The sequence below is a fragment of the Massilia sp. IC2-476 genome (genome assembly GCF_020707295.1).
Taxonomy (GTDB): Bacteria; Pseudomonadota; Gammaproteobacteria; order Burkholderiales; family Burkholderiaceae_D; genus Telluria.
Genome location: NZ_JAJFER010000003.1, coordinates 614,485 through 640,366, shown reverse-complemented (window position 1 = coordinate 640,366; position 25,882 = coordinate 614,485). Strand labels below are relative to the sequence as shown.

Below are 25,882 nucleotides of genomic sequence, written 5' to 3'. Positions count from 1 at the left end.
GTTCGTTGAATCTAGGTAAAACTTTCTTGCAAAGAGCTATGCAAAAAAAATTGTCTGTGTTGGTCGTCGCTGTCGTCTTCGGTTTGTCCGCCTGCAGCATCTTGCCCAAGCGGGATGACGACACCAAAAATTGGTCAGCGGAGAAATTATACGCTGAGGCACGCGATGAGATGAACAGCGGCAGCTACGAAGCGGCCATCAAGCTGTTCGAACGGCTCGAGTCGAACTACCCCTTCGGCACCTATGCCGCGCAAGCGCAGATGGAAATTGCGTACGCCCACTACAAGGCCCAGGACCAGGCCGAAGCCCTGGCCGCGGTCGAGCGTTTCATCAAGCTGCACCCGAACCATCCGCAGGTCGACTATATGTATTACCTGCGCGGCCTGATCAACTTCAACGACCAGCTCGGCTTCCTGAGCTTCATCTATTCGCAGGATCCGACCGAGCGCGACCCGAAGGCTACGCGCGAAGCCTTCGCCGCTTTCAAGGTCCTGGTCGACAAGTTCCCGAACAGTAAATATGCGCCGGATTCGATCGCGCGCATGAACTACCTGGTCAATGCGATGGCCCAGTACGAAGTGCACGTGGCGAACTACTACTACCGCCGCGGCGCCTTCCTGGCCGCGCTGAACCGTGCCCAGGCCGCCGTGCGCGAATACACCGACGCCCCGGCCCGCGAAGAAGCGCTGTTCATCATGATGCGCTCCTACGACAAGCTCGGCATGCCGGCGCTGCGCGACGACACCCAGCGCGTGCTGGTGCTGAACTATCCGAACAGCGCTTTCCTCAACCCGAACGCCAAGGGCGACGCCCCATGGTGGCGCTTCTGGTCGAAGTCGGGTCCGCGCCCGGCGCCGGCAGACGCCATCAAGTAAGCTCGGTGAAGTGATCCGGGGCGGCAGCTGCAAATCGGCCGCCCTGCCCGCTCAGGCTTCCTGGCGGCGGCGGAACACCCAATCCTGCTCGTTCGACGCGGCGGCGTCGAAGGCATAGCCGTCGACGTCGAAGTCCTTCAGTCGTTCCGGGTTCTTGACGCCGTGCTCGGCCGCGTAGCGCGCCATCATGCCGCGGGCGCGTTTGGCGAAGAAGGAAATGATCTTGTACTTGCCGTTCTTCCAGTCCTCGAACACCGGCGTGATCACCGGCACGTCGAGCAGCTTCGGCTTGACCGACTTGAAGTACTCTTCCGACGCCAGGTTGACCAGGGCCTTGCTCTTCGTCTGGGCGAGCTGGCGGTTCAGCGCCTCGGTGACGCTGTCGCCCCAGAAGGCATACAGGTTGTTGCCGCGCGGGTTTTTCAGGCGCGTGCCCATCTCCAGGCGATAGGGATGCATGCGGTCCAGCGGGCGCAGCAGGCCGTACAGGCCCGACAGGATGCGCAGGTGGCGCTGCAGGTAGTCGATTCCCTTCGCGTTCAGCGTGCGCGCGTCGAGGCCGGCGTACACGTCGCCGTTGAAGGACATGATGGCCTGGCGCGCCTCCGCATGGTCTTCGCTCCAGTGCGCATAGCGCGTGACGTTGAGCATGGCCAGGCTGTCGGACAGGTCCATCAGCTCGGCGACCTGGCCCGGAGAATAGGTACGCAGTACGTCGATCAGTTCGGCGGCACGCGGGATGAAATCCGGCGTGGTATGTTCCTTGGTGGTGCTTGGGGATTCGAGGTCGAGGGATTTTGCGGGCGACAGGACAATCAGCATCGGTTCAAACAGCTTTGCATTAAAAAATTTCCCACATGATACTCGTTCCACAAAAACCCATCGTCATCGACACCAATGTCTGCCTCGACCTGTTCGTCTTCCATGACCCGCGCTGGGCGCCGCTGCTGGAAGCGCTGGAATCGGGTGAACTGGTGGCCGTCACCCGCGCCGACTGCCGCGACGAATACCTGGCGGTGCTGAAGTACCCGCACCTGCCGCTCGACGAGGGTTCGCGCGAGCAGGCCATCGCCCGCTTCGACGCCCTGCTGCGCGTCATCGCGCCAAGCGCGAAACACGTGCGCCTGCCGGTGTGCACGGACCGCGACGACCAGAAATTCCTCGAAATCGCGCGCGACGCCGAGGCCGAGGTCTTGATTACCAAGGACAAGGCCCTGCTCAAGCTGGCCCGCCGCACTGCGCGCGAAGGCCTGTTCAAGATCATGGTGCCCGAGGCCTGGCTCAAGGCCAGACTCGCCGCCGCGCTAGAATAAACCCATTGCATCCACAGCCTGCCACCATGACCGTTCCCGTTTTGCGCACCCGCCTGCCTGCCGTGGGCACCACCGTCTTCACCCAGATGTCGCAGCTCGCCCTCGAACACGGCGCCGTCAACCTGGGCCAGGGCTTTCCCGACTTCGGCTGCGACCCGAAGCTCATCGACCTCGTCAACGAGGCCATGCGCGCCGGCCACAACCAGTACCCCTTCATGACCGGGGTGCCGGCCCTGCGCGAAGCGATCGCCGCCAAGGTCGAGGCCCTGTATGGCCACGCCTACCACCCGGGCAGCGAGATCACGGTCACCTCCGGCGCCTCGCAGGCCATCATGACCGCCATCCTGTGCAGCGTGCACCCGGGCGACGAAGTGATCGTCATCGAGCCGGCCTACGACTGCTACCTGCCTGCCATCGCGCTGGCCGGCGCCGTCGCGGTGCCGGTGGCGATGCAGGTCGAACAGCAGGGCTATAGCGTGCCCTGGGACCGCGTGGCCAGCGCGGTGACGCCGCGCACCCGCATGATCGTCGTGAACACGCCGCACAACCCGACCGGCTCGATCATGCGCATGGCCGACCTGGAAGCGCTGGCCGGGATCGTCGCCGGCAGCGACATCCTGATCCTGTCCGACGAGGTGTACGAGCACATGGTGTACGACGGCGAACAGCACGCATCGGTGTCGCGCCACCCAGTGCTGGCCGAGCGCGCATTTGTCGTCTCGAGCTTCGGCAAGACCTACCACGTCACCGGCTGGAAGGTCGGCTACGTGGCCGCGCCAGCCCCGCTCATGGTCGAGTTCCGCAAGGTCCACCAGTACAACGTGTTCAGCGTGAACACCCCGATGCAGCACGGGATCGCCAGCTACATGCAGGACCCGACGCCCTACCTGGAGCTGCCGGCTTTCTACCAGAAGAAGCGCGACCTGTTCCGCGACGGCCTGGCGGCTTCGCGCTTCGAACTGCTGGAATCGAGCGGCACCTATTTCCAGTGCGTGCGCTACGGCGCCATTTCGGATTTGCCGGAAGCGGAGTTCGCGAAGTGGTTGACGGTGGAAGCGAAGGTGGCGGCGATTCCGGTGTCGGCGTTCTACAGCCAGCCGACCGAATCGGGGATCGTGCGCTTCTGTTTTGCGAAGAAGGATGAGACGCTGAAGAAGGCCCTCGAAACCCTGAGTCGCCTTTGAACCGTAGGGTGGGCGGGTTTCCCGCCCACGCCGTCAATCACCGCGCGAGTTGCTTGAGCTTACGCTCGACAAACCCCTGCAGCTCCGCCGACAGCGTCCCGCTGGCCTGCGCCTTCTGGTAGGCATCCGCCGCCTCGGCATGGCGCTTCTCCGCCTGCAGCGAAATCCCCAGCCCCATCCACCACACGCCATTCTGCGGCGCGGTGCGCAGCGCGGCCGTGTAATGCTCGACCGCCTCGCGATGGCGCTGCTCGCGCTGCAGTGCGCCGGCCAGGAAAGCGTGGTATTCGCCGTTGCCCGATGCATAGGGCAAGGTGCGCATCAGGGTGTCGATGCCCGGACTGCCGCGCTCGAGCTGCAAACGTGCCAGCAGCATGGCCATCGCCGGCTGGCGCGGATCGAGCGCCAGGGCGGCGCCCAGCTGGCGGATCGCCTCGTCCGGGCGCCTGGCCTCGATCAGCAGCGACACCAGGGTCTGGCGCGCGGCCTCGTGGCGCGGGTCGGCGCGCAATGCCGACTGAAGGTGTCCCATGGCTTCGGTGACACGGCCGTCTTCCAGGCTGGCGAGGCCGCGCCGGTAGGCATTCTCGGCGCGCTGGGCCGCCGTCTCCACGCGCCCTGCCGCAGCAGCAGGTGTGGTTTTCAGCGGCGTGGCGGCTTTTGGCTTTGCCGGTTCCGGCCGTACTGCGACCGGCTTCGGCGCCGCTGCTTCCTTCTTCACAGGACGCTCGGCCTTCTTCGGTTCGGCCGGGATGGGCGGCGCCGGCGCAGGCTTGGCTTGCGCTTGCGCCGGCTCCTGTATCGGCTCCGGCGCCGGCGCGGCTTCGGCCAGTACCGGCTGCGCCGCTGCGGGCGCCACTGCAGGTGCAGGCGCGCTTACCGGCGCCGCTGCCACCGGCACCTCGACCGCGGTGGTCTGCTGGATGCGCCAGGCCAGGTAGCCGGACCCACCCAGCACCACGGCCAGGCCGCCCAGCAGCGCCACGCGCAACCAGGGGAAGCTGCGCTCGGGCGCCTGTACCGGCCTGATCTCGGGCGACACCGCGGCCGGCCCGGGCTGCCCGCCGCGGGCGTCCAGGTCCTGCAGCATCTTGTTAATCAAACTCATCGTACCAACGCCCATGCAATGCCGGCCACGGCGCCGGCCAGGACGCCGCCGACGGCCAGGCCCGGCCAGTAGCGGCGCTTGGCGCCCACGGTGTCGAGCGCCGCGGTGAGCACGTGTGCGCTCCCGACCTGCTGCTTGCCCTGGCCATAGGCCAGCATCAGCGCCTTGTGCGACAAGATGTTCACCAGGCGCGGCACGCCGCCGCTGGCCTTGTACAGGCGCCGGATCGCGGTGCGCGTGAACAGGCGCGCGCCGGTGAAGCCGGCCACCCGCAGCCGATGCGCCACATAGTAATCCAGGTCGTCGCGCGAGAGCGGCCCGAGATGGTAGTGAAAGGTGATGCGCTGGGCCAGCTGGCGGATCTGCTCCAGCTCCAGTTTGCGGTTCAGTTCCGGCTGGCCGAACAGGACGATCTGCAGCAGCTTTCTTTTCTCGGTCTCGAGATTGGTGAGCAGGCGCAGCGCCTCCAGGCTTTCCACGGGAATGGCCTGCGCCTCGTCCAGGCACAGCACCACCTGCAGCCCCTGGCCCGCCAGCTCGAGCAGGCGCAGGTTGATGGCCTTGAGCAGCTGGTGCTGGTCGACGTCGCGTTCGAGCACGATCTCCAGCTCGTCCGCGAGCGCCAGCATCAGGGTGCGCGGCTCCAGGTAGGGGTTCGGGATGTAGGCGGTGACGAAGCCCTCGCCCAGCGTGGCCATGAACTTGCGGCACAGCAGGGTCTTGCCGGTCCCGACCTCGCCCGTGATCTTGATGAAGCCTTCGCCGCTGCGCGCGGCCACCAGCAGCGTGTTGAGCGCTTCCTGCGAGCCCGGGCTGCCGAAGAAGAAGCTGGTGTCCGGGGTGATCCCGAACGGCAGCTCGCGCAGGCCGAAGTGTGGCGCGTACATTACCGGCCGCCCGTCCGCGTGACACCCTGCTGGGCTGGGTCGAGGCTGTCGATGCGGCGCTGGGTGTCGAGCAGGTCCTGGCTCCAGTCGTTGGCGCCTTCGACGATGGTCGGCTTGATCAGCACCACCAGCTCGCGCTTCTGGTTGACCCGGTTCTTGTTGCGGAACAGCGCGCCCAGCACCGGCAGCTTGTCGGCGCCCGGCAGCTGGTCGGTGTCGCCGGTCGAGGCCTGGCGCATCAGGCCGCCGATGGCGACCACCCGGCCATTCTGGCCGCGCACGATGCTGTCCAGTTCACTCGTCGACGAGGCGGCGAGCGGCAGGTTCAGGGTGCCGGCGCTGCCCAGGTTCACGCCCTTGTTGACGGTGGTGACCTGGCTGACCGAAGGGTGCACATGCAGCAGGATGTTGCCCTTGTCGTCGATCTGCGGCGTCACGTCCAGCACCACGCCCGAAAAGAAGGGCTGCAGCGTGACGCTCGGCGTGGTCGAACTGCCGGCCGCGGTGCTGTCGGTCGTGGTGGTGACGCCGGTGACGTAGAACTCGTCGGTGCCGATCTTCAGCACGGCCTTCTGGTTGTTCATTGCCGCTACGCGCGGGCTGGACAGGACATGCACGGTGCCCTGCGACTCCAGGAAGGAGATCAGGGCTGCGAAATTATTGGTCTGGAAGGCGAAGCCGAACAGCGATCCCGCCGCGTTGGCCGCCTGCGACAGCGAGAAGCCGGTGCTCGCATTCAGGCCGTTGCCGTTGGTGATGACAGGCGGCTGTCCGCCGTTATAGGGCAGCGGCGCCAGGTTGGCGCCCGGCGAGATCAAGCCGCCCGAGACCCGGTTGGCGTGCGAACCGCGGAAGGAGGCGAACGAGGCCCAGTTGATCCCGCTCTGGAAGCTGTCGTTCAGCTCGACCTCGAGGATCTTGGCCTCCAGGATCACCTGGCGGTCCACCGACAGCTGGGTCGCCTTCAGGTACATGTCGACGTTGCGCAGCTCGTCCGGCATGGCGCGGATCACCACCACGCCCGACTGCGGACTGATCACCACGCTGCGGCCGCCCTCTTTCGAGCCGACCATCGCCTCGACCGCGGCCTTGAGGTCGGCCCAGAAGTCGTTCACCGACGTCGTCGACACGTCGGTACGCTGGATCTGGGCGCCGCCCCCGCCGAACTGGTTGCTGTCGCTGCCGCCGTTGCCTTGCGGGCTCTGCCCGTTCTGGCCGCCGTTCTGGTTGTTGCCGTTATTGCTGCCGACATCGCCCACCGAGGTCGAGTTCACCCGCAGGTTCGAGGTGCCGCGGCGCAGCGCCGTCAGGTAGTTCACATGGAACATCCGGGTCTGCATCGTCAGCGGCCGGATCGTGATGCGGGTGCCGTCGATGCGGTAGTCGTAGCCGTACATCTCCTTCACTGCTTCCAGGGTTTCCTGCAGCGTGACGTCCTTCAGGTTGGCGCTGATGCTGCCGCTGACGTCCGGATGCACCAGCATGTTGTAGCGGGTGCCGGCCACGATCGAGCGGAAGAACTGCTGCGCCGGAACGTTGTTGAAGTTGACATTGAAGCGTTCCTCGAGCGCGGGACGCGCCTTCGGCAGCTGGGTCGCCAGTGCGCTGGCGGGCGGCAGCAGTGCGTTGGCCACGGCGTCGTCGAGCGGCGCCGCCGCGGCGGGCTGGCTGTTGGCGCGGGCCATTTCGCGCTTGACCGCGTCGTAGGCGTCGTGGCGCGCGCCGGTCTGGCAGCCGGCCAGCAGGCACGCGATCGCGGCGGGAATCAGGAAGGATGTGCGCATCGTGTCTCCGTCGGTTGGCCGCTCAGTTGGCAGGCGTGATGCCGCGGTCCGGCGACTCGACGGCCGCTGGCTCGAGGCGCAGCACCTGGCGTTCGCTGCCGCGCACCAGCTCGACCGCGGTCTGGGTCATGCGCGCCACGCGCGCGCCCTTGTAGCTGTCGCCCACGCGCACGGTCTCTCCGTCGATCACGGCGACCTGGCGTCCGCCGCGGCCGATCAGCACCGATTGCAGGCGCGGCTGGCCATCGCCGGCGGCGGCGCCGTCAGCGCGGGCGCCCAGCGACGCCGGCGGACGGGTCGGATCGAGCAGCGCCTGGGCGCCGGCGTCATGGGAAGCGAGGGAGGCCAGCATCAGGGCTGCCAGGGTGCTTGCGGTCAGAGTCTTCACAGCTTCATCCAGTTCCGGTCCAGGCTCAGGGTATAGAGCGTGAGCGTCAGGCGGGAGGCCGGATATTCCTCCACGTCGAGCTGCGCCTTGCCCCAGAACAGGCGGGTCGGCATCGCTTCGAGCGCGCTCATGTAATCGACCATGTCGAGATAGTTGCCGCGCACGGTCACTTCGACGCCGTGGCGGTACAGCACCTCGGCGGGCTTGCCGGCGTCCGGCGCAGGTTCGGGCGCAGGCGCCGGCGCGGCCGCAAGGCCGGCCGCCGCGGTAATCGCGGCCACGGCGGGAGCGGCAGCCGGTGCTGGGGTCGCCGCGGTGGTCGCGGCGCGCCCGGAAATCGTCTCCACCGGCAGCGTCCGCATCGACACCAGCTGCAGGCGGCCGTTGGCGCGCAGGATGGCGTCGACCAGCGGCGCCATGCGCTCCGGCGCCACCAGGCCGTTCTGCATCGCCAGCAGCGCGTCGCCGATGCGGGCCGATTCCTGCTTCACCGCTTCCAGCCGCGCCTGTGCCGGCGCGTCCGGGTCGACCTGGTAGGCCGTCACCCGGGCCGCGATCTCGGCATCGATGCCCATCATGTCGTTGCGCGCCTGGAGGATCTGTTCGAGCAGCGCTTCCTGTTGCTTGTAGATTGGCGCCAGCACCAGCTGGTAGCCGATGAACGAGACCACCGCCACCGCGGCGGCGAAGGCCAGCACCCGCTCGCGCAGGGTGAGCGCGTCGATGCGCGCCGCCAGCTGGATCAGCCTTTGCTTCATGGACGCGGCGCCTCCACGACGGACTGCAGGCTGAACTCGACGTAGGGTGCGGGCGACGCTAGCGGTTTGCCGTCCGGCCCCGGCGCTTCGATCTTCGCGGCCTGGCCGATCTGCAGGCTGGCGAAGGATTTGCCCTGCAGGAGCGGCTCCTGGGTGAGGCGGTTGATATAGCCGGGCACCAGGGTCGGGTCGAGGGTGCGGCCCTTGATGCCGATGTTGGCGCCGGCCACGCTGACGCCGGTCAGCCACAGGCCGGGGACGCTCTGGCGCGCGAAGGCCTGGAAGTAGCCGGCAAAGCCCCTGGTGTCGCCCAGTTCGCCCCGCTCGAGCACGCTGGAGACGTGGCGCAGCGCGGCCAGCTGCGCTTCGGCCTGCGCGATCTGGGTCTCCAGTCCGGCGCTCCTGGTGCGCGGCGCGAACTGCGCGTTCACCGTCGCCAGGCGCGCCTGCTTGCGCACGAGGCGCTCGGCTTCGGCGTCGCGCTCGCGCTCCATGCGTCCGGTGGCCGCATGCAGGGCGGCGCCGATCACGGCGATGCCGGCGACGAGCACGAGGAGCGACACGCCCATCATGGGCGCGCTCACGACCTTCTTCTGCGGCAGGAAGGCCGGGTTGAACAGGTTGATCTGCTGCACGCTGGCGCGCTGGGTCATGCCGCCTCCACCGCGCGCAAGGCTGCGCCCAGGGCCAGGAAAAAGCGCTGCTGCACGGCCTTGTCTGCCAGCTCGGGAACACGCTGCAGGTCGAACACGGTATCCAGGTCGAGGGTCTCGACCGGCATGTACAGGTTGCTCGACAGGTATTCGTCCAGTCCCGTCACGCTCGAGGGCGCCAGCACCAGCTTGGACACGCTGATGAAGGAGAACTGGCGCTCGAAGTGGTCGAGCGAGCGCTGCAGCTCCAGCGTGATGCGGTCGAAACTGGCATGCTTGCGCTCATGGTCCGGCTCCAGCAGCTGCTCGAGCGTCACGTCGAAGCGCCGCGACAGGTAGAGTTCGCCGCGGTAGGACACGGTCAACAGGCCGCCATCCTCGCCGAAGGACAGCATGGCCACGCCGCGCCCCTCGGGCTCGAGCAGGGCCGAGATGTTACGCTGGGCCATTTCCGGGATATCGATGACGCGCAGGTCGACCTTGGCGTCCAGAAACAGCTTCTGGCGTGGCCGGATCACGCTATTGCGCGCCGCGATGGCGAATACCGATTGGGGCCGCCCCTGGGCTGCCCCGTCGAGCGGAATTTCCAGCACGTCGACCGTGGCGTCGCTTGCCGGGAAGTCGAGCATATCCTTCAGGCGCCACTGGATCGCGGTGCGCATTTCTTCCTTCGGCACGTTGGGCGCTTCGACGCTGATCACCTGGTATTCGCCGCCGCCCAGCAGGGTCGCACAGCGGTAGGCATTGGCCTGGCCTTCGCGGCCAGCCTGTTCCAGCACGGCGTCCGGCTGGCCCGGCAGGAAGCGGGCGAAGCGCACGAAGGGCTTGCCGCCCTCGCTGACCGGCTTGATGCTGGCAGCCGCCACGCCGTCACGCTGCACGGCAATGGTCAACCACCCATCCTTTTTCCTGGCTTTCTTGAAAAAACGCATCGAGCGGCAAAGTTCCTGTCAGCAGAGAAATAATTACGCGGCAAAGTCTTGATTATATTCAAGACTCAGACGATGAGCCCAGAAAAATGCTTGAAAACCACGGAATTTGAGGGCCTTGTCGGCGTTGCGACAATTTCTGTTGCCGAACCATCTCGCAATGAGCAGGGATCCAAAAACGACACCGCCCTGCTTTCAGGCAGGACTCCGGAATCGGGAGTGCGCCGTGAAATACAGGGCGGTCGATCGATCCCGCCCCATGGGGCGGGACGGACAGCTTAGTCGCAGACGAAGTTGCCGTTGGCTGGCTGCGTCACGTAGGTCGGTGCACGGTCTTGCGCTGCCGACGGCACGTAGACCACCGAGCAGGTGGTGGCGTCGCGCACGCCAGCCGGCGAGATGGTCAGGCCGCCGTTGGCGAAGGTGATGGTGTAGTCGTTCGCGCTCAGGCCGGCCGCGGTAGCGAAGGTGCGTGCCTGGGCCAGCGAGGTGACCGACGGGTAGCCGAAGTTCAGGGGGACGTTGGTGCCTTCGAGCGAGACGTTACCGGTATTGATATTGTTGACCAGCGCTTCCGCGTGCACCATCGCAGCGGTCGAGGTCAGGGAGCCGCGGGCGGCGCGCAGGCTCGCTTCACGGGCGTCGCCGCCGAGGTTCGCGAATTTCGGCAGCGCGGTGGCGGCCAGGATACCCAGGATGACGATCACGACGATCAGTTCGATCAGGGTAAAGCCGCCCTGGTTGCTCGCCTTGAAATTCTTGTTCATGAAGCTCTCTCCGTTTTGAAATGGTGCGGACGTCCCGCAGTTCGGTTATTAGTGGTTATCGGACGCGGGGCGATTAACTTGATCGAAAACCAGCCCTGTGCAGCTTCTCTCCGCCCAAAAGCGGTCGGATCGCGCTCCTGCAACAATTCTACCTTGAACTTTGGCAATTTTGAGTCATAGAAACAAAAAGTGTCGCTACGCAACAAAAAATTGATTCTTTTATCATGTTGACCATCGCCGATGTCCAGGCCAGCAGCCCGGCGGCGCGGCTTCATTTCGCCGAGTGCAGCGCCGCCTTGCCGAGGTCCCAGATCGGCAGGAAGATACCGAGCGCTAGGATCAGCACCATCACGCCGAGGAAGGTGATCAGGATCGGCTCGATCTGGCTCGACAGGGTCTTGAGCTCGTAATCGACTTCGCGTTCGTACATCTGCGCGATCTCGTCCATCAGTTCATCGAGCGAGCCGGTTTCCTCGCCGACGGCGATCATCTGCAGCACGATTGGGGTGAAGACGTTGGCCGCGGTCGAGGTGCGCAGGATGCTTTCGCCGCGCTCGACCCCGTCGCGCATCTGTTCGATGCGCATGCTGAGGTAGGCGTTGTCCGCCGTCTGCGACACCACCGTCAGGGCCTGCACGATCGGCACCCCGCTGCGCAGCGACAGCGCGAAGCTGCGCGCGAAGCGCGCCATGGTCGCCTTGTGGATGATCTTGCCCGCGATCGGCAGGCGCAGCTTGTACTGGTCCCAGGCCAGCCGGCCCTTGGCCGTGTTGCTCCACTTGATGAAACCCGCCACCGCGCCGGCCGCCGTGCCTGCCATCAGCGGCCAGTACTGGACGGTGAAGTTCGAGGTACCCAGCAGGATGCGCGTCATCAAGGGAAGCTCGGCGCCGAACTGCTTGAACACGCTGGAAAAACTGGGGATCACGAACACGTTCACGATCACCATGGCGATGATCATCGCGATCACCACGAAACTCGGGTAGCGCAGCGCCGTCTTGACCCGCTCGCGCATGTCGCGGTCGAACTCGAGGTGGTCGAACAGGCGCAGGAAGACTTCTTCCAGGCGGCCGGTCATCTCCCCCACCCGCACCATCGACAGGTAGAAGGGATTGAAGATCTTCGGGTGGCGCCCCATCGCGCTCGACAGCTCGCGGCCCGAGTCGAGCGACTCGCGCAGGTCCTTGATCACCTTGCCGAAGGATTTGTTGATGGCGGATTCCTGCAGCCCCGCCAGGCCGCGCATGATCGGCACGCCGGACTTGAGCAAGGTGTAGATCTGGCGGCTGAACAGCTGCACGTCCATCGAGGTGACCTTCTTTTCGGTCAAACGCGCCATCAGGCCATCGCTGCCCTCCTTCGAGGCCGGCCCCTTGCGGCTGGGGTTGATCTCGATCGGCGTGGCGCCGCTGCCGAACAGCTGGTCGGCCACGGCGCCGGGATCGGCCGCTTCCAGGATCCCCTGCAGCAGTTCGCCGCTGGCGTTCCTCGCCTTGTACGCGAAATACGGCATCAGTCGACCTGGTTACTGATGCGCATCGCCTCGGCGATGGTGGTCCTGCCCTGCACTGCCAGGCTCACACCGTGGCGGCGCAGCGTCTCGCCCGCCATCTCGGCCTGCGCCACCTTCAGGAAGTAGGCCGGATCGGGATGGTTGGCAGCGTCGGTGACGGCGCGCGTCATCTCCAGCAGTTCATACACGCCGGTACGGCCGCGGAACCCGGTGCCGTTGCAGTGCGAGCAGCCGCGCCCGTGGAAGAACTGGGTCTGCACCGCGTGCTCGCCCAGTTCCTGCAGCACCCAGGTGAATTCGGCCGGGGTCGGGCGATAGGGCTCGGTGCAGCTCTCGCAGATCACGCGCACCAGGCGCTGCGCCAGCACGGCCTGGAGCGAACCGCCCACCATGTAGCGCGGCACGCCCATGTCCATCAGGCGCAGCGGAGTCGAGGCAGCGTCATTGGTGTGCAGGGTCGAGAGCACCAGGTGGCCGGTCATGGCGGCGCGCAGGCCGATCTGGGCGGTTTCCTGGTCGCGCATCTCGCCGACCAGCACGATGTCCGGGTCCTGACGCAGCGCGGAGCGCAGCACGCGCGCAAAAGTGAGCTCGATCTTGTCGTTGACCTGCACCTGGTTGATGCCCTTCAGGCGGTATTCGACCGGGTCCTCGACCGTGATCAGCTTCTTCTCGACCGAGTTCAGTTCGGACAGGGCGCTGTACAGCGTGGTGGTCTTGCCGCTGCCGGTGGGGCCGGTCACCAGCACAAGGCCGTTGGGACGCTGCACCAGCGTGCGGAAGCGCTCCATGATCCGGGTCGGCATGCCGATCGCATCCAGGCGCAGCGTGGTGCCGCCCTGGTTCAGCAGACGCATGACCACCGATTCGCCGTACTGGGTCGGCATGGTCGAGATACGCACGTCGATGCGCTGGTTGCGCACCTTGACCGCGAAGCGGCCGTCCTGCGGCAGGCGCTTTTCCGAGATGTCGAGGTCGGCCATGAGCTTGAGGCGCAGCGCCAGCGGGGTGGCGACCTTGATGTCGGCTTCGGTCTGCAGGTGCAGCACGCCGTCGATGCGGAAGCGGATCTGCAGGCGGCCGTCCTGCGGCTCGATATGGATGTCCGAGGCGCGCACCTGGGCCGCGTCGTCGAATACCGACTGCAGCAGCTTGACGATCGGGGCCTCTTCCAGGCCGGGATTGGCGGCCAGCGCGCCGAAGTCGATCGAGGCGTCGCCCAGGTCCTGCTCGACCTCGCGCGCCAGGCCGGTGATCTCGCCGGTGCGGCGGTAGATGCGGTCGATCGCGCCCAGCACTTCGGTCTCGTTGACCACCGCCAGCTCGACCGGCTTCCTCAAGAGGCGCGCGATCTCGTCGTAGGCAAACAGGTCGGTCGGGTCGGACACGCCCACCAGCAGGGTCTCGCGGCGGTCTTCCAGCACCAGCGCGCGGAAGCGGCGCGCGGCCGTTTCCGGCAGCAAGCGCACCAGCTCGGCGTTGATGTTGTAGAACTTGAGGTTGATGTAGGGGATGTTGAGCTGGCGCGCCAGCGCGCCCGAGATTTGCTCTTCGGTCACATAGCCGTTCTCGACGAACACCCGCCCCAGCTTGCGCCCGGTGCTCTTCTGAGCCGCCAGCGCCTGGTTCAGCTGCTCTTCGGTGAGCAGCTTTTGCTGGATCAGCACCTCGCCGAGGCGAATTTTTTCCGGCCTTGCCATGAACATCCCTTTTTTTATAGGTTGCAACGAATATTTTATGCCAGAACCACCAAATATTGACTACTGGAATGAGTCGCTGTCGCGCATTCGCCTCGATATCAGGGCATCGCGTGTAAGATGGCCAAGACAAAACGACAAGGAAGCCCATGAACGAGCAGCGCCTCCAGCCTGGCCTTCGCCGCCGCGTCTACCTGATGCGGCACGGCAGCGTCACCTATTTCGACGACAGCGGCAAACCATTCCTGCCCGAGACCGTGTCCCTGAACCCTGCCGGCCAGGCCCAGGCCGATGCTGCCGGCCACGCCTTCCGCGCAGCGGGCGTGCGTTTCGACCGCGTGATCGTGTCCGGACTGCCGCGCACCGTGGAAACGGCGAACCGGGTGCTGGCTGCCAGCGGCCAGGAGATCGCCCTGGATACCTGGCCGGACCTTCACGAGATTCGCGGCGGGCGCCTGTCCACCATTCCGACCCAGGAACTGCGACGCGCCTTCACCGGGGCGTTCGAGGGCGTGGTGGAGGAAGACCAGCGCTTCCTGGGCGGGGAATCGGTGGGCGAGATGATGGATCGGGTGCACCCGGCCATCGCCCGCCTGCGCGCCCTGCCCGACTGGGATACGGTGCTGCTGGTGCTGCACGGCGGCGTCAACTGCGCCATCCTGTCGCTCGCCCTCACCGGCCAGCGCCTGTTCCTGGGCGGCCTGTCGCAAGCGGCCGGCTGCATCAATGCGCTCGACGTCGGGAATGATCCGAACGACTGGGTGGTCCGCTTCGTCAACTATGTGCCGCCCGGGCCGCTGCAACCGGAGGCCCGCACCACCACCATGGAACAGCTGTTCGAGCAGTACCGCAAAGGGCGCTGATTCTTTCGCACGAAAAGAAATAGCACGCCCGTACATTTTTCTGGCGAATCGGGCTAGAATAAAGAACAAACACAAGAATGGAGACGCGATGTACGAAGAAATGATGGGCACCAAACCCGTGTCCGAACGCCAGCGCTTCGACGTCGAGGCCCTTGGCGCCTGGCTGGCGGCGAACGTCGACGGCTACCCTGGTGGAGCGCTGGACGTAGAGCAGTTCAAGGGCGGCCAGTCGAATCCCACCTTCCGCCTCACCAGCGGTGGCCAGCGCTATGTGCTGCGCACCAAACCTGGCCCGGCGGCCAAGCTGCTGCCTTCGGCCCATGCGATCGACCGGGAATTCCGCGTGATGAGCGCGCTGCACGGCGCCGGTTTCCCGGTGCCGCGCCAGTATGCGCTGTGCGTGGACGAGTCCATCATCGGGCGCGCCTTCTACGTGATGGAATGCGTCGAAGGCCGGGTGCTGTGGGACCAGTCGCTTCCCGGCATGTCGCAAGCCGAGCGCGCGGCCATCTACGATGAACAGAACCGCGTGATCGCGCAGCTGCACACGGTCGATTACGCGGCCATCGGGCTGGGCGACTACGGCAAGCCGGGTAACTACTTCGCGCGCCAGATCGAGCGCTGGACCAAGCAGTACCAGGCCTCCGTGACGGAACCGATCGAGGCCATGGACCGCCTGATCGAATGGCTGCCCCAGCACATCCCGCCAGGTGACGACACCAGCATCGTGCACGGCGACTACCGCCTCGACAACATGATCTTCCATCCCACCGAGCCGCGCATCCTGGCGGTGCTGGACTGGGAACTGTCGACCCTGGGTCATCCCGCGGCCGACTTTTCGTACCACTGCATGAGCTGGCACATCCCGCCCGGGCGCTTCCGCGGCATCGGGGGACTCGACCTGAAGGCGCTTGGCATTCCATCTCTCGAGGAGTATGTCGCGCGTTACTGCGAACGGACGGGCAAGGCGATCTCGCTCGACGACTTCAACTTCTACCTGGCCTACAACATGTTCCGCCTGGCCGGCATCATGCAGGGCATCATGAAGCGCTACGTGGACGGCACCGCCGCCAGCGCCCAGGCCCTGGAGAACGGCAAGGCGGCGCGGCCGATGGCCGAGATGGCCTGGCAGTTCGCCTCCCGTAGCCGCTGACCTGACAAGGACACACCATGGATTTCGCCTATTCGGAACGCTGCAAGGATTTGCAGGCGCGCCTGCTCGCCTTCATGATTGATCACATTTATCCCAACGAACGCGCCTTCGTTGACGAAATCGCGGCCAACGCGCGCGACAAGGGCACGCGCTGGCTGCCGCTGGAACTGATCGAGCGCCTCAAGCCGCTGGCGCGCGACGCCGGCCTGTGGAACCTGTTCCTGCCGCGCTCGACGCGCGCGCCGGAAGGTTTGTCGAACCTCGACTACGCGCCCCTGTGCGAGATCATGGGCCGCGTTCCCTGGGCGCCGGAAGTCTTCAACTGCTCGGCGCCCGACACCGGCAACATGGAGACCCTGGAGCGCTATGCGTCGGAAGACATCAAGCGCACGTGGCTGGAGCCGCTGCTGCGCGGCGAGATCCGCTCCGCGTTCGCCATGACCGAGCCGGACGTCGCCTCGTCGGACGCGACCAACATCGCCACCCGCATCGAGCGCGACGGTGACGATTACCTGATCAATGGCCACAAATGGTGGATCTCCGGCGCCGGCGACCCGCGCTGCAAGGTCTTCATCGTGATGGGCAAGACCGACCCGAACGCGGCGCGCCACCAGCAGCAGTCGATGATCGTGGTGCCGGCCGACACCCCGGGCATCACCATCGTCCGTCCGCTGCCGGTGTTCGGCTACGACGACGCGCCGCACGGCCATTGCGAGATCCTGTTCGAGAACGTGCGCGTCCCTAGCACCAACATGCTGCTGGGCGAAGGCCGCGGCTTCGAGATCGCCCAGGGCCGCCTGGGCCCGGGCCGGATCCACCACTGCATGCGCGCCATCGGCGTGGCCGAGCGCGCGCTGGAACTGATGTGCCGGCGCCTCGACAGCCGCGTCGCTTTTGGACGCAAGGTCTCGGAACAGGGCGTGTGGCGCGAACGGATCGCGGAAAGCCGTATCCGCATCGACACCGCGCGCCTCTTGACGCTCAAGACGGCCTATATGATGGACACGGTCGGCAACAAGGGGGCGCAGGCGGAGATCGCGATGATCAAGGTGCTGGCGCCGAACGTGGCGCAGGACGTGCTGGACTGGGCGATCCAGGCGCACGGCGCAGCGGGGGTGTCCGAGGAGTTTCCGCTGGCTTACCAGTGGGCGGGGAACCGGACCCTGCGCCTGGCGGATGGACCGGACGAGGTGCATCGGAACGCGATTGCGAAGCTGGAGCTGGCGAAGTACGCATCCAGATAACTGTAGGGTGGGCGGGGTATTTCAGGCCGGTGGCCTGAAATACGAACGCCCACGCCGCGACTGCCGAACTAAATTCTGCAAACCCAGTTCGGCCGATAGATGACCGCGTGGGGTAATTCGGGCCGGTGGCCCGAATTACGAGCCGCCCACCCTACCAGCCTTGCGGCATCAGGCGTACGCCCGAATCAGGAACTCGGCCACGCACACCGGCTTCGCCCCCTTCCGCTCCGGCTCGATCGCCACGTTCCAGGTCAGCTGCACCCCGCCCTCGATCGCCTCGCAGGCGGCCAGCAGCCAGCGCCCGCGCACCCTGGAACCGGCCGGCAGGGGCGCCGGAAAGCGTACCCGGTTCAAGCCGTAGTTGAGGCCCATGCGCATCCCGCCAATCGTGATCGCATCCTCCAGCATCGCCGGCAGCAGCGACAGCGTCAGGAAGCCGTGCGCCACCGGCGCGCCGAAGGGCGACTCGCGCTTGCAGCGCTCCGGGTCCACATGAATCCACTGCCTGTCCTCGGTCGCCTCGGCAAAGTGGTTGATGCGCTCCTGCCCCACGTCGAACCAACGGGAGACCGCGACTTCAGTCCCGACCAGGGTGGGCAGCTCGCCGAAGGCGATCGTCCTGCTCATGGCCGCCTCCCGAACATGCCCATGCCTTCGATCGTGCAGATCTCCTCGCCATGCTGGTTGGTCGCGACCCATTTCGACCACACCACGCCGCGGTCGGGCCTGGAGTTCGACGCCTTGACCTGGGTGGTCAGGTAGCGCACCCTGAGCGTGTCGCCGGCGCGCAGCGGGCGCAGCCAGCGCACCCCGTCCAGACCCGGCGAGCCCATGCTGGACGCGCTGCACATCAGGCCATCCACGACCATCCGCATCATCATGCTGCAGGTATGCCAGCCGCTGGCGATCACCCCGCCGTAGATCGACGCTGCCGCCGCTTCGCGGTCGACATGAAAAGGCTGGGGATCGAACTCGCGCGCAAACGCAATGATCTCTTCCTCGGTGACACGGCGTTCGCCGAGGTCGATCTCCTGACCCGGGTGAAAATCTTCGAAATACCATTGACGCGTCATGGCGCCTCCTTATGCGGCCTGCTGGAAGCCCGGCTGCGCCACGAAGCGCGCCAGGTGGTGGTCGCGGTCGCCCAGGGTCAGCTCGATCATCGACAAGCGCTTGAAGTAATGCGCCGCTGCGAGTTCGTCGGTCACGCCCATGCCGCCATGCAGCTGCACCGCCTGCTGGCCGATGAAGCGGGCGGCCTGGCCGACCCGGTATTTGGCCGCCGACACCACCCGGCGCCGCTCGCCGATGTCGCCGCCATCGAGCTGCACCGCCGCCAGCAGCGCCATCGAACGCGCCTGCTCCAGGTGGATATACATGTCGGCCATGCGGTGCTGCAACGCCTGGAACTTGCCGATCGGGACGCCGAACTGCTGGCGCGTCTTGAGGTACTCGAGCGTGGCCTCGAACAGCGCTTCCATCGCGCCCAGCGCTTCCGCGCACAGCAGGCCGGCGCCATAATCGGCGCAGGCATCGAGGATGTCCCAGCCAGCGCCGGGCTGGCCGATGACCGCATCCGGCGGCAGCTCGACGCCATCGAAGCGCACTTCGGCCGCGCGTTGGCCGTCAAGGGTGCGGTAGCCCGTCACCTGCACGCCCGGCGCGTCCAGCGGCACCGCGAACAGGGTGATGCCCGCCTCGTCGCGCTGGCCACCACCGCTGCGCGCCGATACCACCAGCACGCCCGCCTCGGCGCCATGCACCACGGCGCTCTTGGCGCCCGACAGGCGCCAGCCGGAACCTGACTGCTCGGCGCGCGTGGCGATGTCGCGCAGCTCGTGGCGTGACTGGCGCTCGCCCAGGGCACAGGCAAGTTTCAATTCGCCCGTGGCGACCCGTTCCAACAGCGCCGCATGTGCGCCGCCCAGCTTGAGGAACTGCGCCCCCAGCACGGTGGCGAAATACGGTTCCACCACCAGGCCGCGGCCCAGCTCCTGCATCACCACGAACAGGTCCACCGCGGTGCCGTCGAAGCCGCCCTGCGCTTCCGGCACCGGCAAGGCCGTCATGCCCAGCTCGGCCAGCGTGGACCAGGCCTCGCTTGAGGTGCCCGCTTCGGAACCGATGATGGCGCGGCGCTGTTCGAAGCTGTAGTCGCGGGCGATCCAGCGCTTGAGTGCGTCGGCGAACTGGAGCTGCTCTTCCTTGAAATCGACATGCATTCGGGTTCTCCTCACAGGCCCAGGATCATCTGGGTGATGATGTTGCGCTGGATTTCGTTCGAGCCCCCATAGATGGAGGTCTTGCGGTAGTTGAAGTAGTAGGACGCGAGCGGCGCGGCGTCGTCGTCGCCGGCAATGCTGTGTTCACGCTCGCCTTCCAGGAAGGCCGCGTCAAAAGGCAGCGCCATCGGCCCGGCCGCCTCCAGCATCAGCTCGGTCAGGGCCTGCTGGATGTCGGTGCCGCGCACCTTCAGCACCGAGGCTTCCGGGCCCGGCGCCTTGTTCGCCTTGGCCAGCACGCGCAGCACCGTCATCTCGAGCGCCATCAGTTCGATCTCCAGGTCGGCCACCTTGGCCGCGAACAGCGGGTCTTCCAGCAGCGGGCGGCCGTTCTTCTGCTCGCGCCGCGCCAGGCGCTTGAGGAAAGCCAGTTCGCGCTTGCTGCGGCCGACGGCGGCGATGCCCGTGCGCTCGTGGCCGAGCAGGTACTTGGCATAGGTCCAGCCGCGGTTTTCCTGGCCCACCAGGTTGGCCACCGGCACCCGCACGTTGTCGAAGAAGACTTCGTTCACTTCATGGTCCTCGTCGAGCATGATGATCGGACGCACCGTCACGCCCGGCGAGTGCATGTCGATGAGGAGGAAGGAAATGCCCTCCTGCTTGCGCACGGAAGGGTCGGTGCGCACCAGGCAGAAGATCATGTCGGCATGCTGGGCCAGCGTGGTCCAGGTTTTCTGGCCATTGACGATGTAATGGTCGCCATCCCGGACCGCCGTGGTTTTCAGGGACGCCAGATCGGAGCCCGAACCCGGCTCGGAATAGCCCTGGCACCACCAGTCCTCGCAAGACAGGATGCGCGGCAGGAAATGGTCCTTCTGCTGCTGGCTGCCGAAGGCCATGATCACGGGGGCGACCATGTCGATCCCGAAAGGCATGACGCGCGGGGTGCCGGCGCGGGCGCACTCTTCCTCGAAGATGTGGCGCTGCACCGGGGTCCAGCCCGGGCCGCCGAATTCGACCGGCCAGCCGGGTGCGACCCAGCCTTGGGCGGCGAGGATCTTGTGCCAGCGGACGAAGTCATCCTTGCTCAGCCGCTTATGCGTAAGCACCCTGGCTTGCAAGTCTTTGGGAAGATGGGAATCGAGGAAGGCGCGGACCTGGTCGCGAAAGGCCAGGTCCTCGTCCGAGTAGTGCAGGTCCATGTCGTCTCCTTGTTATCGCCGCCTGAAAAAGCACGGTCGTTCACAAGGATTGTAACCGACAGATTTGCTGCCTAGTTGAGTTTTTTGCACAGGGTGGGCGGTGCCACCCTGCTGTCGACGATCAGCGTGCGCGGCGGCGGGTCATGGCGCCCGCGCCAACCATACCGAGCAGCATCAGGGCGATGCTCGACGGTTCAGGAATCGCGGTCGCTGCCGGGCTGACCTGCTGCGGATTCGCGCCGATGCTGCCTGGGTTGCTGACCACCGGGGCGACCGACTCGCCAGTCTGGGCGCCGCCAGTCGAGCCGCCCGACTGCGAGCCGCTGCCGGTGCTGCCGCTGCCGCCCGACGAGCCGCTCGAACCGCTGCCGCTCGAACCGCTGCCCGAAGAGCCGCTGCCCGAGCCACCCGTGGAGCCGGTGGTGTTGTTGCCGCCGCCCGACATGCCCGGCGCCTTGGTCAGGCCGTCGGAAATGATCTTGCCGTCGGCAGTCGAGACCACCGACTTGCCTGGACCGATGGTCGCGGCCAGGATGCTGTTGCTGTCAGCAAGCACGTAGTTCGCCTCGATGCCGCTCTGCAGGTACAGCTTGGTCTGGCCGTCGACCTGGGTCACGGTGCCGGCGACCTTGCCGAGCAGTGCATCCACGGCGGCATTCGAATCGGCGCCGTGCGCGATCCCGCCGACCAGGTTCACATTGTCCTTCATGACACCGGAGCCGAGGACGTCGGTACCGTTACCGGCGGTCCAGCCGGAACCGGCGTTCGACGATTGAGCCGGGATGGTGTCTGCGTGGGCGGCACCTGCACCGGCGAACAGTGCTGCGATCACGAGGCGGCGAATTAGCATGGCGATAACTCCTTGGGTATTGTTCAATTGTTGTTTTTGCAACCGTAGAGTTATGCTACCACAGCTTTAAAACGGATGAGTTCTGGCCAAGCTCAACCGTGCGCGGGGTATGAAAGCGAGAAAAAGCCTCAAATTTCAGTAGGACCAATCCTACCCAAAATGTGATCTGCATAATGAATCGGGGCAGATTCGTTGCAATTGAAGAAACATCTTGTTCCGCAAAGAAAAAGGCCGGGCCCGCTGTCGCAGGCCCGGCCTTCCGCCGTTCTGTTCGGGCGCCGCTCGCGCCCAGTGCTCAGTTACCGGTACGTGACGCCGCCATATAAGGCATGGCACGCGAGGCCATCCGGGTGTCGGTGCGCAGCATGCCGACCTCGTCGGCCAGGATGTTGGCTGCTTCCTGCAGCAGGATGTCCTTGGCGTCCTTGGCCGCCTTCTCGGCAGCCAGGTCCGCCGCCAGGTCGCGCTCGTCGTAGGTCAGGCCGTCGTCCTGGCGCGGGGAGCCGCGCACGGCAGTCACGGCCTTGGCCGGCTTGGTCGGGGCCGGCACCTTGCCGCGCGCTTCCTTGCCTGCCGGGCCGGCGGCCGGCTCGTCGCTGTTGGTGCCGCTGGCGCCGGCCAGGCGGGCTTCGCGCACCTTGGCCTTGGCTTCCTGCTCGTCGCGTTCCTTGCGGCGCACCGCCTCGTTCAGCGAGATCGCGTTTTCCTTGCGGACCTTCAGGACTTCGGCGATGTCTTCTTGCAGGAACTGGAACTCCTTGTCCTTGGCGATACGGGCTTCATGGCGCTTCTGCAGCGGGCCGATCAGCTCCTTGAGGTCGCCTGCCGCCGTATAGCTGGCCGGCTTGATGGCCACCCAGGGCAGCGCATTGTCGTAGGACGATTCACCGAAGCTTTCCAGGTCGGACAGCACCGGCAGCTTGATGTCCGGGGTCACGCCGCGCAGCTGGGTGGTGCCGCCGTTGATGCGGAAGAACTGGGCCACGGTCATCTTCAGCTCGCCGTAGCGCACCTTCTCTGCCGGCGCGAAGCGGTCGAGGCTGTACAGGGTCTGCACGGTGCCCTTGCCAAAGCTCGGCTCGCCGATGACGAGGCCACGGCCGTAATCCTGGATCGCGGCGGCGAAGATCTCCGAGGCCGAAGCGGAGCCGCGATTGATCAGCACGCCCATCGGACCGTCCCAGGCCAGGCCGGGCTGCACGTCCTCACCGACCTCGACGCGGCCCTGGGCGTCGCGCTGCTGCACCACGGGGCCCTTGTCGATGAACAGGCCGGTCAACTCGATCGCCTCGTCCAGCGAGCCGCCGCCGTTGTTGCGCAGGTCGATCAGGACGTTGTCCACCTTCTCTTTCTTGAGTTCGGTCAGGATGCGGGCCACGTCGCGGGTGGCGCTGCGGTAATCCTTCTCGCCGCGGCGGCGCGCTTCGAAGTCGAGGTAGAAGGTCGGCAGCGAGATCACGCCCACGCGGCGCTTGACGGCGCCGTCCTTGACTTCCATGATCGACTTCTTGGCGGCCTGCTCTTCCATGCTGATCTTCTTGCGCACCATCGACACGGTCACGTGCTTGGCGTCGAGACCGGCGTCGCCCGGCAGCACGTCGAGGCGCACGGTCGAGCCCTTGGCGCCGCGTACCAGCTGGACCACGTCGTCGATGCGCCAGCCCAGCACGTCCGTGAACGGACCGTTGCCCTGCGCCACGCCGACGATGCGGTCGCCCACCTTCAGCTTGCCCGACAGCGCGGCCGGGCTGCCCGGCACGATTTCGCGGATGACGGTGTACTCGTCACGCGACTGCAGCACGGCGCCGATGCCTTCCAGCGACAGGCGCATCGCGATCTCGAAGTTGTCTGCCGAGCGCGGGCCCAGGTAGTTGGTATGCGGCTCGATCGCAGTCGCGTACGCGTTCATGAAGGTCTGGAACACGTCTTCGTTGTTCAGCTTGCGGATGCGGGCGATGTAATTCTCGTAGCGCTTGTCGAGGGTACTGCGGATGGCCTTCTCGTCCTTGCCAGCGAGCTTCAGGCGCAGCCAGTCATGCTTGACGCGCTTGCGCCACAGTTCGCGGATCTCGGCTTCATTTTTGGCCCAGGCCGATTTTTCACGGTCGAGCTCGATCGACTCGTCGATCGTAAAGTCGGGGCGGGTCTTGAGCAGCTCGCGCGCGTAATTCATGCGCTCCGTGAAACGCTGCTGGAACAGGTTGAAGATCGAGAACGGACCGCGCAGGTCTTCGTTGTTGATGGCGTCGTCCATGCGGCTGCGCAGAGGCGCGAAGCTGTCGATGTCCGACTGGACGAAGTAGAGCTTCTCGCTGTCCCAAGCCTCGAAGAAATTGTCGAAGATCTTGACCGACATCGCGTCGTCCAGCGGGACCGCCTTGTAGTGCAGGCGCCCCAGCACCCGGGTCGCCCACAGCGCCGCCTCGGTCTGCTGGGCGAGTGGCTTGATTTGCAGGCTGGCGGCGGTCACGGGGGCGCCGGCGGCAGGGGATTTGACGGGCGCGACAGCCGCGACTTTTTCCGGCTGGGCGGTCACCACGTGGGCGGACATCGCAAAGGCCATGGCGGCCATGAACAGGTGGTGCTTCTTCATTCGTCGTCTCTCCGAAACGAAAATACTGTGCGTCGGCGCGACCGGCGATGGATGGAAACAAGCAAGCCGGTCAATACGCCCTTCGTGGCCATTCTACAGGAAGCCGGAGGAAGGCAGAGCCGGCATTTGTTCATTTGCGCCCGACAATTAAGGCTGTCATAAGCCAGGCCTTCATCCTTTGACAAGCTGGAAGAGTTCCGTGCGAAAGAATGTGGCCAGAGCGACAAGGAGCAGCACCGGAATCCAGGGCCAGGAGCGCGCCGCCAGGCGCCAGTCCACCGGCGACGGCCAGAAGGACAGGAACTGCGGCGCCAGCAGGAAAGTGAGCGCCAGGTCGAGCGGCTCGAACACCCAGCCCTGCCGGGTGCGCCACCAGGCAACCGCAAACGGCAGCACCAGCACCAAGAGCGGCGCCAGCGCGGCGGGGGCCGCGTTGTACCAGCGCAGGTTGGCGAAGGTGACCGAGCCCAGTTCCCAGTTATGTCCCTTACCTGGCTTCTTGATGCGGCGCGGGAACACGCTCAGGCCGACCGGCTCGGCATTGGTCAGCAGCCCGACCGAGAAATGGGCCAGCTCGTGACACAGGGTGCCGGCAGCGGTGAACAGGAAAAAGAAGGGATGGGCGCCAGAACCGATCCACAGCAGCAGCGCCAGCGCCGCCGAGGGGACCAGGTAGAGCAGCATGTCGAGCAGGCCGCCGCCCTGCACGCTCATCTCAATGGGTGCCCGAATAGAAGCAGCGGCCGCAGGCCTGGCGGTAGCTCTCGTTGCCGCCGATGCTGACCTGCTCGCCTTCGCGGATGCGGCGGCCTTCGGCATCGACCCGGATATTCATGGTCGCCTTCTTGCCGCAGGTGCAGATGTTCTTGATTTCCTCGATGTCATCGGCCAGCGCCAGCAGGTAGGCCGAACCGGGGAAAGGCTCGCCGCGGAAATCGCTGCGCAGGCCGTAGCAGATCACGGGAATGCCGCGCACCTGGGCCACCTGGTGCAGCTGCTGCACTTGGAGGGTGGTGAGGAACTGGGCTTCGTCGACCAGGATGCAGGCCACCGCCGGCGCGCTGGCCAGGAAATCGGTGTCGCCATCGAACAGGTCGACCTGGCGCTGCGGACCGAGGCGCGAGGTGATCAGGCCGACGCCGTAGCGGTTGTCGATCGCCGCCGTGTACAGCTTGACCTTCTGGCCCTGCTCTTCGTAGTTGTGCGCGACCTGCAGCAGGGAGGTCGATTTGCCGGCGTTCATCGCCGAATACCTGAAATAGAGTTTTGCCACGGCCGAGCTGGAACGATCGAAGAATTGCCGGATTATAACAAGCGGAAACGGTTTCGGACTAGCTCAACTGCCCTGCAGATGCGCCGGATTGCCCGCGACACGGGCACCCGCTGGCACGTCATGGGTGACCACGCTGCCGGCGCCGACCACGGCATCGTCGCCGATGCTCACGCCGGGCAGGATGATGGCGCCGCCGCCGATCCAGACGTTGCTGCCGATGGTGACCGGCCGCCCCGATTCCTGGCCGCTGCGGCGCAGCCCTGGGTCGAGCGGATGCTCGGCGGTGTAGATCTGCACGTTCGGCCCAATGCGGGTGTCGTCGCCGATGCCTACCTGCGCGACGTCGAGGAACACGCAGCTGAAGTTCACGAAGACGCGGCTGCCGAGACGGATGTTCCAGCCGTAGTCACAGTGGAATGGTGGACGCACGATGCTGCCCTCCCCCAGCGCGCCCAGGCGTTCGGCGAGGAGCGTGCGCCAGACCGAGACCGGCTGGCCCAGCGCAGCGTTGTAACGCGCCAGCCAGGCGGCCGTGAGGCCCTGCTCGGCCACCAGCTCCGGATCGTTCGCATGGTAGGGCTCGCCCGCCAGCATCTTGTGCCGCTCGCTCATCCGCATGGACCTGC

The 25,882-nt window shown here is 66.0% G+C and carries 26 protein-coding genes; 6 read left to right on the top strand and 20 right to left on the bottom strand.

Going from position 1 to position 25,882, the window contains the following annotated elements:
* Positions 1-38: 38 nt before the first annotated feature.
* Complete coding sequence (locus tag LK539_RS11910; RefSeq protein WP_227801118.1) at positions 39-875, top strand: outer membrane protein assembly factor BamD; 837 nt, start codon at positions 39-41, stop codon at positions 873-875.
* Positions 876-926: 51 nt separating this feature from the next.
* Here LK539_RS11910 and yaaA read toward each other — a convergent pair whose 3' ends face one another.
* Positions 927-1,697, bottom strand: coding sequence for a peroxide stress protein YaaA (gene yaaA, locus LK539_RS11905; RefSeq protein WP_227801117.1), 771 nt, complete (start codon positions 1,695-1,697; stop codon positions 927-929).
* A gap of 35 nt (positions 1,698-1,732) precedes the next feature.
* On the opposite strand from yaaA, the gene LK539_RS11900 reads away from it, so the two are divergent.
* Both LK539_RS11900 and LK539_RS11895 read left to right on the top strand, forming a co-directional pair.
* Positions 1,733-2,188 carry a putative toxin-antitoxin system toxin component, PIN family gene (locus LK539_RS11900; RefSeq protein WP_227801116.1) on the top strand — a complete coding sequence of 152 codons (456 nt, stop codon included), beginning with the start codon at positions 1,733-1,735 and terminating at the stop codon, positions 2,186-2,188.
* A gap of 26 nt (positions 2,189-2,214) precedes the next feature.
* Positions 2,215-3,372, top strand: a complete 1,158-nt coding sequence (locus tag LK539_RS11895) for a pyridoxal phosphate-dependent aminotransferase (RefSeq protein ID WP_227801115.1) — start codon at positions 2,215-2,217, stop codon at positions 3,370-3,372.
* A gap of 37 nt (positions 3,373-3,409) precedes the next feature.
* Here LK539_RS11895 and LK539_RS11890 read toward each other — a convergent pair whose 3' ends face one another.
* The 10 genes from LK539_RS11890 to LK539_RS11845 all read right to left on the bottom strand — a co-directional run bounded on the left by LK539_RS11890 (position 3,410) and on the right by LK539_RS11845 (position 13,859).
* On the bottom strand, positions 3,410-4,480 hold the full coding sequence (locus LK539_RS11890) for a lipopolysaccharide assembly protein LapB (protein WP_227801114.1): 1,071 nt from the start codon (positions 4,478-4,480) through the stop codon (positions 3,410-3,412).
* Positions 4,477-5,367 (bottom strand): ExeA family protein, encoded by an 891-nt coding sequence (locus tag LK539_RS11885; RefSeq protein WP_227801113.1) that lies wholly within the window; start codon positions 5,365-5,367, stop codon positions 4,477-4,479. The genes LK539_RS11890 and LK539_RS11885 overlap by 4 nt, the downstream gene beginning before the upstream one ends.
* Positions 5,367-7,151, bottom strand: a complete 1,785-nt coding sequence (gene mshL, locus LK539_RS11880; RefSeq protein WP_227801112.1) for a pilus (MSHA type) biogenesis protein MshL — start codon at positions 7,149-7,151, stop codon at positions 5,367-5,369. Before mshL ends, LK539_RS11885 begins: the two co-directional genes overlap by 1 nt.
* Positions 7,152-7,173: 22 nt before the next feature.
* Positions 7,174-7,539, bottom strand: coding sequence for a hypothetical protein (locus tag LK539_RS11875; protein WP_227801111.1), 366 nt, complete (start codon positions 7,537-7,539; stop codon positions 7,174-7,176).
* Positions 7,536-8,297 carry a type II secretion system protein GspM gene (gspM, locus tag LK539_RS11870; RefSeq protein ID WP_227801110.1) on the bottom strand — a complete coding sequence of 254 codons (762 nt, stop codon included), beginning with the start codon at positions 8,295-8,297 and terminating at the stop codon, positions 7,536-7,538. The genes LK539_RS11875 and gspM overlap by 4 nt, the downstream gene beginning before the upstream one ends.
* A complete protein-coding gene (locus LK539_RS11865; protein ID WP_227801109.1) occupies positions 8,294-8,950 on the bottom strand; it encodes a PilN domain-containing protein in 657 nt (218 codons plus the stop codon). The genes gspM and LK539_RS11865 overlap by 4 nt, the downstream gene beginning before the upstream one ends.
* Complete coding sequence (locus tag LK539_RS11860) at positions 8,947-9,882, bottom strand: agglutinin biogenesis protein MshI (protein WP_227801108.1); 936 nt, start codon at positions 9,880-9,882, stop codon at positions 8,947-8,949. The genes LK539_RS11865 and LK539_RS11860 overlap by 4 nt, the downstream gene beginning before the upstream one ends.
* Before the next feature lie 275 nt (positions 9,883-10,157).
* Complete coding sequence (locus LK539_RS24480) at positions 10,158-10,646, bottom strand: type II secretion system protein (protein ID WP_307729102.1); 489 nt, start codon at positions 10,644-10,646, stop codon at positions 10,158-10,160.
* 271 nt (positions 10,647-10,917) lie between these two features.
* Complete coding sequence (locus LK539_RS11850; protein ID WP_227801107.1) at positions 10,918-12,159, bottom strand: type II secretion system F family protein; 1,242 nt, start codon at positions 12,157-12,159, stop codon at positions 10,918-10,920.
* Positions 12,159-13,859, bottom strand: coding sequence for a GspE/PulE family protein (locus LK539_RS11845; RefSeq protein WP_227801106.1), 1,701 nt, complete (start codon positions 13,857-13,859; stop codon positions 12,159-12,161). Before LK539_RS11845 ends, LK539_RS11850 begins: the two co-directional genes overlap by 1 nt.
* 146 nt (positions 13,860-14,005) lie before the next feature.
* On the opposite strand from LK539_RS11845, the gene LK539_RS11840 reads away from it, so the two are divergent.
* The 3 genes from LK539_RS11840 to LK539_RS11830 all read left to right on the top strand — a co-directional run bounded on the left by LK539_RS11840 (position 14,006) and on the right by LK539_RS11830 (position 17,116).
* Positions 14,006-14,719, top strand: coding sequence for a histidine phosphatase family protein (locus LK539_RS11840; protein ID WP_227801105.1), 714 nt, complete (start codon positions 14,006-14,008; stop codon positions 14,717-14,719).
* Between the two features lie 88 nt (positions 14,720-14,807).
* Entirely contained in the window at positions 14,808-15,872 is a 1,065-nt protein-coding gene (locus LK539_RS11835; protein WP_227801104.1) for a phosphotransferase, read from the top strand.
* Between the two features lie 17 nt (positions 15,873-15,889).
* Positions 15,890-17,116, top strand: a complete 1,227-nt coding sequence (locus LK539_RS11830) for an acyl-CoA dehydrogenase family protein (protein ID WP_227801103.1) — start codon at positions 15,890-15,892, stop codon at positions 17,114-17,116.
* Between the two features lie 168 nt (positions 17,117-17,284).
* Here the strand turns inward: LK539_RS11830 and LK539_RS11825 are convergent, their stop codons facing one another.
* From LK539_RS11825 to LK539_RS11785, 9 genes are all read right to left on the bottom strand, one after another.
* Positions 17,285-17,743: a MaoC family dehydratase gene (locus LK539_RS11825; protein WP_227801102.1), complete on the bottom strand. Its 459-nt coding sequence runs from the start codon at positions 17,741-17,743 to the stop codon at positions 17,285-17,287.
* The gene (locus LK539_RS11820; RefSeq protein WP_227801101.1) at positions 17,740-18,189 is read right to left on the bottom strand and encodes a MaoC family dehydratase; all 450 of its coding nucleotides are present in this window, start codon (positions 18,187-18,189) and stop codon (positions 17,740-17,742) included. Before LK539_RS11820 ends, LK539_RS11825 begins: the two co-directional genes overlap by 4 nt.
* A 9-nt stretch (positions 18,190-18,198) precedes the next feature.
* Positions 18,199-19,338, bottom strand: coding sequence for an acyl-CoA dehydrogenase family protein (locus tag LK539_RS11815; RefSeq protein ID WP_227801100.1), 1,140 nt, complete (start codon positions 19,336-19,338; stop codon positions 18,199-18,201).
* Positions 19,339-19,349: 11 nt separating this feature from the next.
* Entirely contained in the window at positions 19,350-20,540 is a 1,191-nt protein-coding gene (locus LK539_RS11810; RefSeq protein WP_227801099.1) for an acyl-CoA dehydrogenase family protein, read from the bottom strand.
* Positions 20,541-20,661: 121 nt separating this feature from the next.
* Positions 20,662-21,390: a PEP-CTERM sorting domain-containing protein gene (locus LK539_RS11805; protein WP_227801098.1), complete on the bottom strand. Its 729-nt coding sequence runs from the start codon at positions 21,388-21,390 to the stop codon at positions 20,662-20,664.
* Positions 21,391-21,685: 295 nt separating this feature from the next.
* Positions 21,686-23,983, bottom strand: a complete 2,298-nt coding sequence (locus LK539_RS11800) for a carboxy terminal-processing peptidase (protein ID WP_227801097.1) — start codon at positions 23,981-23,983, stop codon at positions 21,686-21,688.
* Between the two features lie 171 nt (positions 23,984-24,154).
* Complete coding sequence (locus LK539_RS11795; protein ID WP_227801096.1) at positions 24,155-24,697, bottom strand: hypothetical protein; 543 nt, start codon at positions 24,695-24,697, stop codon at positions 24,155-24,157.
* 1 nt (position 24,698) lies between these two features.
* Positions 24,699-25,226 (bottom strand): thymidine kinase, encoded by a 528-nt coding sequence (locus LK539_RS11790; RefSeq protein WP_229520693.1) that lies wholly within the window; start codon positions 25,224-25,226, stop codon positions 24,699-24,701.
* A gap of 93 nt (positions 25,227-25,319) precedes the next feature.
* Positions 25,320-25,868: a sugar O-acetyltransferase gene (locus LK539_RS11785; RefSeq protein WP_307729101.1), complete on the bottom strand. Its 549-nt coding sequence runs from the start codon at positions 25,866-25,868 to the stop codon at positions 25,320-25,322.
* Positions 25,869-25,882 lie beyond the last annotated feature (14 nt).

Bases quoted from the DNA above. Each gene is read 5' to 3' on its own strand.
- LK539_RS11910 (WP_227801118.1), top strand. From the start codon at position 39: ATGCAAAAAAAATTGTCTGTGTTGGTCGTCGCTGTCGTCTTCGGTTTG.
- yaaA (WP_227801117.1), bottom strand. From the start codon at position 1,697: ATGCTGATTGTCCTGTCGCCCGCAAAATCCCTCGACCTCGAATCCCCA.
- LK539_RS11900 (WP_227801116.1), top strand. From the start codon at position 1,733: ATGATACTCGTTCCACAAAAACCCATCGTCATCGACACCAATGTCTGC.
- LK539_RS11895 (WP_227801115.1), top strand. From the start codon at position 2,215: ATGACCGTTCCCGTTTTGCGCACCCGCCTGCCTGCCGTGGGCACCACC.
- LK539_RS11890 (WP_227801114.1), bottom strand. From the start codon at position 4,480: ATGAGTTTGATTAACAAGATGCTGCAGGACCTGGACGCCCGCGGCGGG.
- LK539_RS11885 (WP_227801113.1), bottom strand. From the start codon at position 5,367: ATGTACGCGCCACACTTCGGCCTGCGCGAGCTGCCGTTCGGGATCACC.
- mshL (WP_227801112.1), bottom strand. From the start codon at position 7,151: ATGCGCACATCCTTCCTGATTCCCGCCGCGATCGCGTGCCTGCTGGCC.
- gspM (WP_227801110.1), bottom strand. From the start codon at position 8,297: ATGAAGCAAAGGCTGATCCAGCTGGCGGCGCGCATCGACGCGCTCACC.
- LK539_RS11865 (WP_227801109.1), bottom strand. From the start codon at position 8,950: ATGACCCAGCGCGCCAGCGTGCAGCAGATCAACCTGTTCAACCCGGCC.
- LK539_RS11860 (WP_227801108.1), bottom strand. From the start codon at position 9,882: ATGCGTTTTTTCAAGAAAGCCAGGAAAAAGGATGGGTGGTTGACCATT.
- LK539_RS24480 (WP_307729102.1), bottom strand. From the start codon at position 10,646: ATGAACAAGAATTTCAAGGCGAGCAACCAGGGCGGCTTTACCCTGATC.
- LK539_RS11850 (WP_227801107.1), bottom strand. From the start codon at position 12,159: ATGCCGTATTTCGCGTACAAGGCGAGGAACGCCAGCGGCGAACTGCTG.
- LK539_RS11845 (WP_227801106.1), bottom strand. From the start codon at position 13,859: ATGGCAAGGCCGGAAAAAATTCGCCTCGGCGAGGTGCTGATCCAGCAA.
- LK539_RS11840 (WP_227801105.1), top strand. From the start codon at position 14,006: ATGAACGAGCAGCGCCTCCAGCCTGGCCTTCGCCGCCGCGTCTACCTG.
- LK539_RS11835 (WP_227801104.1), top strand. From the start codon at position 14,808: ATGTACGAAGAAATGATGGGCACCAAACCCGTGTCCGAACGCCAGCGC.
- LK539_RS11830 (WP_227801103.1), top strand. From the start codon at position 15,890: ATGGATTTCGCCTATTCGGAACGCTGCAAGGATTTGCAGGCGCGCCTG.
- LK539_RS11825 (WP_227801102.1), bottom strand. From the start codon at position 17,743: ATGAGCAGGACGATCGCCTTCGGCGAGCTGCCCACCCTGGTCGGGACT.
- LK539_RS11820 (WP_227801101.1), bottom strand. From the start codon at position 18,189: ATGACGCGTCAATGGTATTTCGAAGATTTTCACCCGGGTCAGGAGATC.
- LK539_RS11815 (WP_227801100.1), bottom strand. From the start codon at position 19,338: ATGCATGTCGATTTCAAGGAAGAGCAGCTCCAGTTCGCCGACGCACTC.
- LK539_RS11810 (WP_227801099.1), bottom strand. From the start codon at position 20,540: ATGGACCTGCACTACTCGGACGAGGACCTGGCCTTTCGCGACCAGGTC.
- LK539_RS11805 (WP_227801098.1), bottom strand. From the start codon at position 21,390: ATGCTAATTCGCCGCCTCGTGATCGCAGCACTGTTCGCCGGTGCAGGT.
- LK539_RS11800 (WP_227801097.1), bottom strand. From the start codon at position 23,983: ATGAAGAAGCACCACCTGTTCATGGCCGCCATGGCCTTTGCGATGTCC.
- LK539_RS11795 (WP_227801096.1), bottom strand. From the start codon at position 24,697: ATGAGCGTGCAGGGCGGCGGCCTGCTCGACATGCTGCTCTACCTGGTC.
- LK539_RS11790 (WP_229520693.1), bottom strand. From the start codon at position 25,226: ATGAACGCCGGCAAATCGACCTCCCTGCTGCAGGTCGCGCACAACTAC.
- LK539_RS11785 (WP_307729101.1), bottom strand. From the start codon at position 25,868: ATGAGCGAGCGGCACAAGATGCTGGCGGGCGAGCCCTACCATGCGAAC.